The sequence below is a fragment of the Rhodococcus sp. NBC_00294 genome (assembly GCF_036163995.1).
Lineage (GTDB): Bacteria > Actinomycetota > Actinomycetes > Mycobacteriales > Mycobacteriaceae > Rhodococcoides.
Window position 1 is genome coordinate 1929088 of sequence record NZ_CP108043.1, and the last position, 13423, is coordinate 1942510.

Annotated in this window: 5 protein-coding genes; 2 read left to right on the forward strand and 3 right to left on the reverse strand. The window is 60.6% G+C overall.

Annotation, left to right across the window (positions count from 1 at the left end):
- Positions 1 to 14 precede the first annotated feature (14 nt).
- Together OHB23_RS09025 and OHB23_RS09030 are read left to right on the forward strand one after the other, a co-directional pair.
- Positions 15 to 2354 carry an McrB family protein gene (locus tag OHB23_RS09025; protein WP_328811370.1) on the forward strand — a complete coding sequence of 780 codons (2340 nt, stop codon included), beginning with the start codon at positions 15 to 17 and terminating at the stop codon, positions 2352 to 2354.
- Positions 2354 to 4615: a DUF2357 domain-containing protein gene (locus OHB23_RS09030; RefSeq protein ID WP_328811372.1), complete on the forward strand. Its 2262-nt coding sequence runs from the start codon at positions 2354 to 2356 to the stop codon at positions 4613 to 4615. Before OHB23_RS09025 ends, OHB23_RS09030 begins: the two co-directional genes overlap by 1 nt.
- A gap of 6 nt (positions 4616 to 4621) precedes the next feature.
- Here the strand turns inward: OHB23_RS09030 and OHB23_RS09035 are convergent, their stop codons facing one another.
- The 3 genes from OHB23_RS09035 to OHB23_RS09045 all read right to left on the reverse strand — a co-directional run bounded on the left by OHB23_RS09035 (position 4622) and on the right by OHB23_RS09045 (position 13405).
- A complete protein-coding gene (locus OHB23_RS09035) occupies positions 4622 to 5641 on the reverse strand; it encodes a CBS domain-containing protein (protein WP_328811373.1) in 1020 nt (339 codons plus the stop codon).
- Between the two features lie 40 nt (positions 5642 to 5681).
- The gene (locus tag OHB23_RS09040; RefSeq protein ID WP_328811374.1) at positions 5682 to 11651 is read right to left on the reverse strand and encodes a DUF3320 domain-containing protein; all 5970 of its coding nucleotides are present in this window, start codon (positions 11649 to 11651) and stop codon (positions 5682 to 5684) included.
- 509 nt (positions 11652 to 12160) lie between these two features.
- Positions 12161 to 13405: a hypothetical protein gene (locus tag OHB23_RS09045; RefSeq protein ID WP_328811375.1), complete on the reverse strand. Its 1245-nt coding sequence runs from the start codon at positions 13403 to 13405 to the stop codon at positions 12161 to 12163.
- Positions 13406 to 13423 lie beyond the last annotated feature (18 nt).

The window sequence follows — 13423 nt, forward strand, 5'->3', positions numbered from 1 at the left end:
CTACTGGCAAGCGCATGGGCGATCCAGCCCTGTACGAGGTGGCAGACCGCTTCGTGCGTGACGGTTTCGTGGGCGGGACATCGTTCTTCGATCCGAATCGCGCAGTCTGGACGGAGACGAACTTCTCCGCGTTGAAGGAGCTGTTCGTCGACAGGCCGGACATCAGCGCGCAGAACTACCTGTCGAAGATGCGACTCCAGATGGACGGCGCGTCGGACGACCAGATCCTGTTGATGGCCGAGCTTCACCTGCTCTACCTACTGCCGTCGCACTCCGTGGGCCCTGCTCGCCGTCGCCAGATCGTCGAGACGATCCTGAAGATGGAAGAGGATCCGTTCGCTATCGGTGCTGAATTCGACCAGGCATTCGAGGTCGCCCACATCCGACCCGGCACATTCTGGTCTACTCGCCGCGATCTCCACATCGGTTACCTCGTCCGCGCCGGTGCGACGTTGTTCGAGGAATACCCGTCGGTCGATGATCGCCGGGATCTGTTCGCCGACCCGTGGATGTTAAAGGATTTCCTGCACTCGGTACCGGTGAACAGTGCTACTGCGCAACGGGAACTGTTGCTACACCTTGTGCACCCGTTGGTTTTCGAGCCCATCTCGAAAATGGCTGACAAGGCGCTAATCGTTGGTCGCTGGCCCGAGTACGCGGCTGACTCGGAGGACATCGATCGCCAGCTGATCGAGATCCGCTCTGCGCTCACGCCTGACCTGGGCGACGAATTCGACTACTACGCGCCCGATATTCGGCCACTGTGGCGACATGCGCCGAAATCGCAACCATCGCTGACGTCGACCGACGCTGACGCACAGCCTGATCGAACGCTTGTCGTATACATGACCGATGCGTCCAGCGCGAACTATCCGTTCGGTGCTGAGCGCGAGACCTGGGCGTTCAAAAAACAGCCGGCGGACGAAAACGAACCGCAGGTCGGGGACCGTCTTCTGTTCGTCTTCAAGGCTAAGCTCGGTCCGAGGCAGCCGTTGGAACAGTTCATCAGTCAGCCGGTCGAGCGAGTCGTGCGCGCCCGCGTCACCAGGCCGGTCATCGTCACCTCTGAATCATTCTGGCCAGATGAGAAAGACGGGGAAGTCACCTACCCGCATCAGTTTGGATTCACCGAGCTGGAGAGTGTCGACAACGTGGCGGCGAAGTCGGGATTGATCGCCGATCCACGCGTGATGATTGCTGCCAAGGAGTCGGCATCGGCCGGCGGTCAGCCCGTTCTCATCACCGAGCCAATAGTTTTCGAGACTTCGGTCGATACTGCAGAGGACACATTGCCTGTAGCGGAGCTCCTTTCCGAGTTCGCGGACGCCACCGAGATGAGTGGTCTGAACTGGGGCTCGGAGCACGATCACGTCACCGGAACTTTGATCGTGTCTTTGCTGACCAAGCGCTTCGCCATTCTCAGTGGACTGTCAGGCTCCGGTAAGACTCGGCTTGCGATTGCGCTGGGGCAGTGGCTCGGTGGCGATCGATACCGAGTGGTGCCGGTTCGGCCGGACTGGACATCACCCGATGCCACCATGGGGTATCGGGACGGCTTGATGGGTGCGGCGCAGGGGCAGGATCGGTGGCACGTCCCCGAGGTGCTCGAGTTCGTCCTGCGAGCGAGATCTGAGCCCAAATTGCCGTTCATTTTAATTCTCGACGAGATGAACCTGGCACACGTGGAGCGGTACTTCGCGGAGATGCTGTCGGGGATCGAATCGGGGGAGCGAGTAGTTCCGAACCTGGTGCGCAAGGAGGCCGGCTGGGAACCGATCTCGGAGCCCTCACACGTCGCATGGCCTCAGAACGTGTTCGTGATCGGCACTGTGAACGCAGACGAGACGACGTATGCGTTCTCGCCCAAGGTCCTGGATCGCGCCAACACAATCGAGTTTAGAGTGGCGTCCGACGCCCTGCAGGCAGGGTTGGGAGCAATCGCGCCTGTGAAGCCGACCAGCGTCGCCGCAGCCACCTCGTTCCAGGCTTTGTCGGAGTCGGCCTCTCCGCTGGAGGGGTCAGAGGAGCTGCAGACCTACTTGCGGGAGTTGCACACTGTTCTAGCCGAGTGCAACTTCGAGTTCGGCCACAGAGTGTTTCAGGAAGCGGTTCGGTTCCGCTGGTTCGCTCGGGAGGGCCGATTGTGTGAATCCGATGCCGACGTTCTGGATCTCCAGATGATGCAGAAGATCCTGCCTCGTATACATGGAGCGCAGCGCCGCTTACAGACGCTGTTGGACGGGCTGTACGACTTCTCGTCGAACGAGAGCCGGACGCTCCCGCGGACTATGACGCGCATCGATCGGATGCGCAACCTGCTGCACGCCAATCACTTCGTCTCGTTTACCGACTGATGCCGTTCATCCTCGACCTCGAGCTCGACGTCGGCACGACTACACCGGCAGCGCTTCGACTCACTGCGAAGTCGCCGGCCGACATGGTGTTGCTGTCGACGATGGACGGCGTCGACGCGGTCGGCGGGTATCTCACCGCAGATGTCAGAGATGGCGCGGATGTAGAAATCGGACACGCGGGGGAGGCTGCTCTCCAATTGATGGAAGACGTCGAGTACGAGTACGTTCTCTCGGTACCCGGCGCGCAGGTGGTCGCATTGCAACCTCAGTCGTTCTGGAGCGGGATGGCGGAGGTGCCGCTACACGGGCGCCTCAAGCCACGCCGATGGATTGGCACGGTGGTGCTGAGAATCGAGTGCTCTACGGGCACAGCCGTGCTTCCAATCGAAGTGAGATCGCGGAAGCTGCTGTATCGCAGCGAGTATCGTTGGATGCTCGCAGGAATCTCGGACAAGCTCGTCGACCTCGTCCTCCACGCATTCTCGCCGTCGGAAGTCGCGGCGTTCACCGCGTCGCCCGACGGGGAGGACGCTCGCACCGTCTACCAGCGTTTCGCATCCCTGACTGCTCGGCTTCGGTCGCCAGACGTGCAGGCCGCGCTCGCACGAATCGACCGAGATCCTCACAGGCTTTACGATGCCCACGAGGAAGAACGCCCGCTGCAACGCGCGCGCCCCGACCACCGAACGCTCAGCCGTTCGGCAGGGAAGGGAGACATTTCGGTCGCTATTGGTGGGTCCTCGTTTGCGTTCCCTCGCCGGATTGCTTCGACAGCTTTCGAGGAGACGGTGGATACACCGGCAAACCGATTTGTGCGATTCATGCTCGAGGAGTGGCGCGATCACGCCCGGACAGTGCGCGCGATCCTCGCCGCGGCGCCCGTCGATTCGGACAGTCGGACCAAAGGCTTGATGCTGGCGCATGATGTCGAGGACGAACTCGACGTACACCTGTCCTCGTCCACGCTGCGCCATGTCGGACGCTTCGACCCGGCTAGGACCGCGACCAACGTGGTCCAACGGCGAGCGGGATATCGCGAGTTATATGCCCAATGGCTGCAGTCCTTGCTGGCATTCGAGGTGTCCTGGACGAGCGACGATCGCATTCCGGCCGGCACTCGCGACATCGCACAGAGCTACGAGACATGGTGTTTCCTCCAGATACTCAGCATCGTCGAGCAGATCGCGGGTAAGACAGCAGATCTGGCAGGGGCTTACACAGCGTCCAATGGTGGTCTCCAAATCGATCTGAGCCGCGGGCGCGTCTTCTCGGTCAACACAACATCGTTCGGTGCGCCGCTGACCCTCTCGCTGCACTACAACAAGACCTTCTCGACATCCAGTCATGCGAGTTGGTCTGTAGGCATGCGCCCCGATATCACGCTCGTCATCACACCTAAGGACGAGTCAACAAAGGTGGTTGTCCACTTCGACGCGAAGTACCGCATCGACACTGTCGGTGCGTCCTGGTCCGGTAACCCGGAAGATGATGAGCAGGTAGAGGTGCTTGGAACCGCGAAGCGTGGCGACATCGAGAAGATGCATGCGTATCGCGACGCGATTCGGCGTTCGGTGGGGTCATACGTGCTGTTTCCCGGTCGCGATGACAGCGGCCGGACGTATGAACCGTTCACCGAGCTCGTTCCCGGCGTCGGTGCGTATCCCTTCAGGCCCACGACGGACGGCTTGGCCGAGACTCGGCAGGCTGCGACCATCCGCACATTCCTCGAGGATCTCGTCACCCACGTCAGCAATCACGGCACCAGGCGATTCCGTGCCGACTACTGGGCACGCGAAGCGTATGGCGACGGGGCTTTTGAAGGAGTGCTGGACAGCTTGCACGCTGTGCCGCCCGCTGATGTGTCTGTACTGCTCGGTTACGTGAAGTCTCCTGCTCATCTTGCCTGGACGATGCGTCACGGAAGGTACCTACTGCGCGCAGATCAGTCCCGAGCCGGCGCCGTGGGACATGACAGCGCCGCGCTACGCACGAGTCTGATCGTTCTGTGGAGCAAGCGAGGTATCGAAGAAGTGCTCTATTCAGGGGCAAGGGTTGAAGTTGTCACTTCCGACGACGACCTATTGTCTGACTACCCCGACAGCTCGTCGGCAAGCTCCGCTCGAACATACTTCGCGCTGGTCCACGGCGGGTCGATCGGTGTGAATGTCGAGTATTCTGAGGTAGTCGACGCGATAGGCACCCAGTCAGACTTTGGCACACCAGTGGTGACCACGCTGGCTTCGATACAACCCACGGCGTGATTCCTGCTAGGTTGCGCAATCGGTAGCTATGTCCAAATGCTCCAGCCACTTCACGAAGTTCCGAGTCGCAGTCAAGGCGCTGGTCTCGTGAGGGTCTGGGTTGAAGTGCATGATCGCGTTCCGGAGCTTCCGCATTTCTTCGAGTGCTTCTAGAAAGGTCTTGCGGTCTGCCACGGTTCCGAGCTCTGTCCAATTCTCGTCCGGCTCGAAAAGCCGCTTCATTTCACCGATGGTCAACCCCGCTGCATTGTTGACCCTGTTCGCACGTTCGGGCGAGTCTTGCACCACGGCCCGCATGACCTCGGGATGGAACGTGCGATCAGCCAAGCGCCGAAGTCGTCGCTCTGCCTCGCCGATCAAGAGGAAGGGCCCTGCGAGAAGTTCGAACTGGAGACTCAGATCAGATGTGGTGACGATGCCGGTAATTCGCTTGGTGGCATCTTCGACGAAGACGTATCCGGACTCGATGATCCGAGGAATCGACGACAACAGGTCGGCAGTATGTCTGACGGTGACCGCCGGCGCGATGACACTGCTGACATCGCCATCGGCTCCATCCAGTCTGCCCTTTGCTATCGACTCCCAACTGATGACGCCGAGGAGTGAACGCTCGGACTTCATGACCGGAAGCTGCGAGTAGTCGTGCCGGAGCATCAGTGAACGAGCCTTGATGAGGCTGTCACTGGGCCGAATGCTGGTGACGCCTGCTGTCGCCGACTGCAGGCTGGACATCTTCAGTGACACGTCGTCGATGTCCGACGGTGAATGGGTAGGAACCCACTCGTCGTCGGAGTCCGTCTTCGATGCGGACGCTTTGGTCAAGGTGATGTCTGTGTCGATCCAGCCGATCTCGAAATTCGGGTCAGTGCGTAATCCGTGCGAGCCCAGATCGGAGGTGATGGTTCGAACCGTGTCAGGGTCGCGTCGCTTCGCACCCCAGTATCCGAGGAGTTCACGGATCGACAGAGTCACCTCAGCGCCCGCTGATCGACGCGCTGCCTCGGTCAAGAACTCATCCAGCGTCATGATGGCTAATCTCTCAATTTCGTTGCGGAAGTACCACCGGTCAGGTGCAGCTTTTGTATATCTGACCCGACTGCATCAGCCGACCGCTTCGTAGCGCCAGCTCCGTTGCCAACTGCAGTCGTTCTGTAGATTGCGCGGTCAATCGCTTCTGGTTGAACAGGGTGAGTGTCCGGCGGAACAGCAACTCCTGCTCTAGTCCATCGCGGTCTGCGACGAACATCTCTGCATTCGCGATCTCCTCCAGGCTTATCTCCGAAAGTGGCCGGGTGACATCGGACGGTGTGGTGCGGAAGCCTCGCCAGGTCATGCCATCAAGATCTGCCGGCCACACAAAGGTCCCACCCTTAGACGTCCTGATCAACTCCTGGGGTACGCAGCGCTCGATAGAGTCTTTCCTTGCTGCCTTGAGTCGATCGAACCCGAATCGACCGCCGATCTGTCTGCACAACCGGTCCATCTCGATCGGTCCCTCGACCTCGACCAGCTCGCGCACGGCGTCGACTATCGTCGACCGAACGCTGGGTGAATCGACACGTTCGAGATCGCCGCGGCCTCCCAGCGTTCTGGTCGATGCCTCGACGTAGTCTGAACCTCGGCTGTCTGTGTCACGGGTGTCGGCGAATCGTGCTTGATATTGCTGCTCGATGGCGCTGGCGAACTGCATGATTTCCGGATCCGATTCGACAGCGACAGGATCGGGCTGCACCGAAGGGTCGCCGGGCTGGTCGTCGAGAGGTTCGGATTCGGTGGTGGCGAGTTCGTCGAGCGAGGCTTGCCACTCCTCCGCTTCGGTGAGAGCTTCAGCTTGACGTATCTCTTCCTTCGCGTCGGCGACGGCGATCGCATCCTCGATGCGTTTCACGATGGCGGTGGGGTTGTCGATCCACTCGGGCAACCAGACTCGGACCGTGGCGCCCCAGCCCATCATGGAGTCGAGAAGCATGGGCGTCATGTCCCGGTCCGAGACGGTCGGTCGCTCAGCCCACTTACGGCCGTCCGTCAACACCGCCACTTGCCAGTGATCCGAATCGGGACGGCGTACAACCAGATCGAGCACGAAGTCGGACAGCCCGTACCTCGGGCGTACCTCGTAGCCTCGTGCGATCAGCGCTTCGGCCATGGATCTCGTCACCGCATCGATGCCGTCCCACCGGACGTCGTCCATGACTACCTCATCCACCTGGGACGCTCGTTCCAGGTACCCCCGTAGATGCGCCATGCCGAGTGAATTGGTCCGATTGAGATCGATGTCTGTCGGATCGAAGGAGGTGAAGACGATGACCTTGCGTCGCGCTCGGGTGATCGCGACGTTCCACCGCTTCTCCCCACCGGCCCGTGTGAGAGGGCCGAAGTTCAGCGACAGCTTGGAGTCACCAGGCTTCTTGGAAAACGCTGTCGAGAACAGGATGACGTCACGTTCGTCGCCCTGAACGTTCTCCAGGTTCTTCACGAACAGCCCATCGTCTTTGTCCTCGCGCATGTTCTCCGCCACCTGCGGATCGCCGCATTCCTCGAGAAGATCTCGTACGAGTGCTTGCTGTTGTGTGTTGAACGTGACGATTCCGATACTGTCCTCGGCCGTGCGAGGGCTGTTCAATCGACGTCGTACCTCAGCGACTATCTCCTGCGCTTCGACCAGGTTCGTGCGATGTCGCTGCTTGGTGTTCTCCCGGTTGAAGTGACCGGGAACGCGGCGCCACTCGACTCCCATGGCGTCGTCTCCACCAGGTGTAGGGAGGCTCGCCAAGCGCCCTTCGTAGTACTTCTCGTTCGAGAAGGCGATCAGCGACTCCTCCTGGCTGCGGTAGTGCCAGGACAGCCACTGCCGTGGGATGCCTGACTCCACTGCCTCGGTGAGAATGCTGTCGAGATCCTCGGGAATGACCTCGTCGTCGTCAGTGACGTCGTCGCCGTCGCCGGCCGAGACCTTGCCGACGGCCGTCGGCGGCATCTGCTGTGAGTCCCCGACGATTACCGCCGACCGTCCTCGTCCCAGGGCGCCGACCGCTTGAGGGACGGTGACCTGGGACGCTTCGTCGAACACGACCACGTCGAAGGTCACAGAACCCGGCGGGACGAATTGAGCCAAGGATGTCGGGCTGACGAAGAAGCACGGGGTCGCCGAGACAATATGGTCGGGGAATCTGGTTATCAGCTGACGGAAGGTCTGCCCGCCACGCTTCGCATCGAGCAGACGTCGAAGTTGACCGATTTCATCCGTCAATGATCCCGCGCGGAACGGACGACGTTGAAGCAAGAGTGACTTGAGGGCGACCACTTGCTCGGTGCGTTGTGCTTCCGAGGCCGCGGCGTAGTCGTCCACTTCGCCGTACCGCTGTTCGGGATCGAATCGGTCCAGGCCTGCTCGCCGACGACGCTCATCGATCGAAGCCTGGGCAACCCCTCTCATGAAGGACAGCTCCGCGTTCGCGTGCTCGATCGTGCCAGTCAGCAACTGTTCGACGAATGTGTCCAGGCCGGCGCCACGTAGCGGATCCAGGTGCGTCGTCGCCGATGACCAGTGCTGCGCTGCATGAATTCCGTCCGTCTCGAGGGAACTCGACCAACGTCGGTTATGCATTGCCCACTGTTCATGCCACTCGCGCTCGCCTCGCCAGCGGAGTATCGACTCATTGGTGACACCGAGTGCCTGCGTCCACTCTGTCCACGACGCCGCGAGTTCACGGACCGTGGCTACGTCGCCATCCGAGTACGGACGTGATTCCACCAGCAATGACCACGCTGCGGGATCGTTCCGCCGCATCGCCGATACGGCCTCGACATGGGCGAAAAATGGGCGCAGTTGGGAGATGGCGTCGGGGTGGAACGGGCTCCACCAGCCAGGCGCTACGTCGAGCAGGAGAGCACTCGTACGTGAGACGAGCTCGGATGCCGCCGACCGAACTGCAGGGAGGGCATCGAGGAGCGGCATGGCCTGCTCAGGTGTGAGGTCGACGTCCGGCATCACACACGGTTTCAGAAGAGCGGCAAAGGCTTCGATGCGTTTCTTCTTGCCGAAGAGTCCGTGCGTCGCTTCCTGTGCTGCTGCGGACACCGGAGCGGGGTCTCCGCTTGCGAGGAAGGCCGGAGTGAACGTCGACGAGACGACGGAAGTCGACTGGTGGAAATCGTTGATCCGCCGCAGCAGATCGTCGCGCCCCATGGACCAATCCGATCGGGAAGCACCGTCGAGAACAGCAATCGAGGGAACTGGGAAACGGTTCAGCACCTCGGCGTGGTTCGCGATCGTTACCAATCTCGCGGATCCGTCGGAATGGTCCAGGACGACGCGAACGAACGCTGACCTGTGAGCTGCGTCGAGTACCGCGTCCATCCGCTGCGTCATCTGTCGCAGTGACGACTCCGACACGGTGTCATCCAGCCGGCCGATGATGGCCCACTCGTGGTCTCGGGACGGTTTGGCAGATCGCGCCGATCGCTCGAACAGTCGCAGTGCGTGTTCGATCTGTTCGAGCTGGACAGGAGGACTGGAGACGAAACCGGCCGGAATGGGCGCAGCAGGGCCAGGGTCCAGCCCGAGTAGCGTGTCGTAGGCCGACCATATGGACAGGTCGACGCCGTTGACTGCGTGGAGGTTTCGCGGGTAGTCCTCTAGAGGCGCATGGCGAGAACGGTATGTCGCCATGCGCGCTTGCCACATGCGTTCGTTGTAGTGGACCTCCGCGTCGATGGCCTTCTTGAGTTGATCGCGGATCGCCTGCGGACTCTGATCTTTGCCGTGCAGGTCCAACGTGAATTCCGACAGCCCGATCTTGTCCAGTCGACGTTTGACGACATCCAGTGCTGCTTGTTTCTCAGCGACGAACAACACCGATTTACCCTGCGCCAGCGTATGAGCGATCAGATTGGTGATCGTCTGTGATTTACCTGTTCCGGGCGGGCCCTCGAGAACAAAGGTGTGCCCGTCTGCGGCGAGAGCAACTGCACGGAGCTGCGAACCATCGGCCGGAATGGGCACTGGTATTTCGACCTCGTCGACCGGAACGTTGTCGAGGTCCACACCGTCGGGCCGCACGGTGTCGCGGAAGGACTCACCAGCAGTGTGAACGAGATGACGCACTATGGGGCTCTGCTGAAGGGTCTCCCAGTGGTCGTCGAGGTCCTTCCACATCCCGAAAGTGCCGAACTGGCAGATGCCAAGTGACGACGACTCATCGATACGAAATGACAGGTTGTGTTCGATCAGAGACCCGCGAATCTGCCGCAGCGCTGCATCGATGTCGATTCCGGATTCGTCCAGGGGTGGATTCTGTAAAGCCGGAGCCGATGCATTGTGCTTGAGTCGTAACCACTCGACCAGGCAGTAGTTCGGGCTGGAGGTCTCCGACGAATCGATCAGTATTTTGAACGGCGACTTGCCCGTACCTCCAGTCAACTTCACCGGTAGGAGGAAGAGTGGTGCTCTGGCTTCGCGGCCGGTCGAGGTGGTGTGAATCAGTGCACCGAAGGTCAGATAGAGGTTGGCGCTGCCGGTTTCCTCGAACATGGTGCGGGCGAGCCGCTGCAAAGCCTTGAGCTGCGTTGTGTACTTCGCTCGAGACACGGCGGCGAACAGCCGGTGGTCCTTGGTGAGGTACTGCAGCAGTGTGTCGTTGTCGACGTCCTGTGCAGCACGGGCTCCTCTGAGCTCGTGGATCTCGCTGATGTCGTCGTTGGGAGTGAGCTCGATGGACACACCACGATGAACGATGTCGTCGAGCGTCGCCAAGCCGGACGCCGGCACGTGTATGTCGATGACATCGCGAGCGGGCTTGAGGTTCAGCAACCGGTTCCTCGTACTGAGGTCGAGCAGCGAGCGCTTCCACTTCTGCATGCGGGGAGGCGAGGTGTCACTGGTGTCGAACACCGCGTCATGTTCCGCAGCAGCCGTGATCAGATCGCCGGGCAGCTCGATGGTTCCCGGTGCAGTTGTCGGCGCATCCTGAATGGGATCGAGGATGACGTCGTCCGTGGTCAGAAGTGGTCGAATGCCGTCCTTCCGAGCTGTGGCGACTGCGGTGACGCCGAGGAGCGACTCGGGCGTGCTGAAATGTCGGCGAGCGAAGCTCACGGCAGCCGTGAACGAGCCGGATCGATCGGAGTCGAAGTATCGGGCCTCGACAGGCACCACGATGTTGGATTCGACCAGGTTCACCATCGAATTGGTGTCGGTCACCGTTGCGCTCGCGAGGTTGGTCTCCTCACGCATGAATCCCGCGAAAGCATGGCCGGTCTTGAGCCACAGCACAGGACGCAATCCCGCAGCTTCGAGGCACGCTGCGTAGGTCACCGCGAGATCGATGCAGGTACCGAAACGCTCCTCGAGGACCTGAGCGGTGGTTCGAATCTTCTGCCCGGTGTTCTCGAAAGACGCAGGTGGATCGATGTAGCGAATCCCTTTGGACCGGAGTGACTCGTAGACTGCGCCGGCGATGTACGCGGCACGTTCCGGTCCGAACTGGTACCCCGCGATCGACGAATCGCCGGTCTGGCTCTCGAGCAGACGACTGGCTGTGTCGAGCACGGACGCGACAGCCCTCGTGTTGGGCTGCACGAACGCTGCGAGAGAGGAGAAGTAGACGGGCGCATTGAACCACTCGTTATGTGCCAGAACCCTGATGGGTACTTTGAGCTGAATCGGGCGCGCCCACAGGTGCTTGACGCTGACATGAATGGTCGCCGGGTAGCTCTCGTTCAGGCTTTGCAGGTGGTCGACGTCAGGAACAATCTCTTCGAAGTCGTCGAAGGTCAGTGCTGATCCCGGAGACAGGCAGCCATCGAACACTTCGTCGTACTCGGGCGAGATCGGATGGCCTCTGCCCGAGATCTGAACCGAGGTATGAACGTCGATCGCGTCTTTGTCGGACGTGTTCTGTACGGAGACCCCGGTGATGACGGGCACGCCGTTATGGATCAAGGCCAGGTTGACGGCCGGACGCGCGAACAGCTCGACAAAGATGCCGCCTTCCTCGACCGAATAAGTCGAGGTGGGCGTAGCGTCCTGTGCCATTGAGCCTCCAGTACTCGCGAGCCCGTTCGCTCACTGCAAGCACGGGCGGTGTCTACCGTATGAGATCGCCGCGGGACGCGAGAACGTTCCAGTGTTCGTTGCTGGGATTCGAACGGATCCAGGATGACTTCGGTATCCGTTGTTCGTACCGTTCGTCGAGGTGTCTTCGACTTGGCAGGCTGGTATCCGTGCCGACACAAACCCTGTGATGGCCACGCAGCCACGATGTCGTGGAAGCTACCCGTGCAGCACTCACGTCGACGGCGACCGGGCGTGTGACCATCCCAACGGATGCAGCGGGCGAATGCGGACACGGCGTTCGGTCATCGATGAACCGGCGCAGTACGCACCCCGAGCAGTTGCCGGACTGGACCACCTGGGCCATTGCACGACATCCGTTGGCAAGCCATGTACATGCATCAACGTCGCAGCGTCATCGCGTGAAGCAGCATGACGGCTCCGGTATCCCCGACGGTACTCGATTCAGGCTGCGCAGAAGGCCGCAGTACTCATTTTTCGACTTGTAGGTCACCAGCCGGATCCTCCTCTTGCGACTTTCGCGTCCGACGGTCGATCCACGACTCACTGCCACGGTGAACCGCCTCAGCTGCCTTACCGACTGTCTGAACACTTGCCTCGACTGCACCGTCACCAACGGCCTTCATAGCTCGCAAGACGTCAAGAACGCCCGGATTCTTGGGCTCGTTCCATCCGGCGATCTGAAGTGCACGGCTTGTGACAAACAAATCGATGTCGGAACGCAACGGCGCAAGATTCTTTTTCAAGCGTCGAGCGGAAAGTTTCCGATGGAATTCCGAGAGTCGCAGTGTTCCGTATGTGTCGAGCGTCATTCGTAGACTCGAAACCAGCGCGGTGTCTGCCGCAATATGTTCTCTCAGTGTGGCCTTTGCGCTCTCCAGAACCTGTGGGAGATGATCGTGTTCGCGAAGTTCGACGCGTTCGAGCCTGATTCGCTGCCAGAGGAACAATGATTCCTGAGCAATCAACAGTAGCTGAAGGGTTTCTCCTAGACGGTCTTTCCGGACCGCCTTTTCGAGCAGATCGGCGCGATCGTCCGCTGCCACGTCAGCCCGTAAGTCGAGAAGAAGCCGTGTGCTGTAATTTCGTAAACGCTCGACGCCGATCTCGAGGTCTGGTCCGAGCGCAGCCACGCTGGACCAATCGGTCTCGGTCAAAACCGCCCCATTGTCCAACTCGCCGGTGAGTCGCCGCAGTACTCGCCTGTGGCCGAACACGTCGCCAGTTCGCTGAGCGTCGGCAAGCCTGAGAATGTCGGCCGTGGTGTCCTCGATTCTGTCGAGGCTTGCCTGCAGGGGTTCGATCATCGACTCGAGAGCGGAGATCAAAGTGGCGGTTGCGAGCGCGATGTGCGGGCCGCCGGCCATGGACGCCGGCGAAATAGGTGTATTGCTTGTGAAGCGTCCGGTCTCCAGAGATCTCGTGACACGCCGATAGCTCACGCTCTCCGCCGGTCCGCGGGACTGCGGAACACCTCGGACTAGATAGGACGCAAATTCCGGTGATTGGACGACACCGGCACACGCCGATCGAATCCTGTCGAGTACCGACGGGGACAGCGCAGTTTCGCGGTGCGTGATGGAAGAGTCACGACGCCATTCTGCGACAAATTCTGCGACGGCTGTCTTTTGCCCAGCCACCACGGTGCCGAATTCGTCTTCTGAAACGAACACCGTCTGATTCGGGTCCTGGATGGCCGGAACTATGTCACTCATACCACCATTTTGCACGAA

What these genes read in the sequence shown, in the direction of transcription:
- OHB23_RS09030 (WP_328811372.1), top strand. Translation starts at nt 2,354, where the DNA reads ATGCCGTTCATCCTCGACCTCGAGCTCGACGTCGGCACGACTACACCG.
- OHB23_RS09035 (WP_328811373.1), bottom strand. Translation starts at nt 5,641, where the DNA reads ATGACGCTGGATGAGTTCTTGACCGAGGCAGCGCGTCGATCAGCGGGC.
- OHB23_RS09025 (WP_328811370.1), top strand. Translation starts at nt 15, where the DNA reads ATGGGCGATCCAGCCCTGTACGAGGTGGCAGACCGCTTCGTGCGTGAC.
- OHB23_RS09040 (WP_328811374.1), bottom strand. Translation starts at nt 11,651, where the DNA reads ATGGCACAGGACGCTACGCCCACCTCGACTTATTCGGTCGAGGAAGGC.
- OHB23_RS09045 (WP_328811375.1), bottom strand. Translation starts at nt 13,405, where the DNA reads ATGAGTGACATAGTTCCGGCCATCCAGGACCCGAATCAGACGGTGTTC.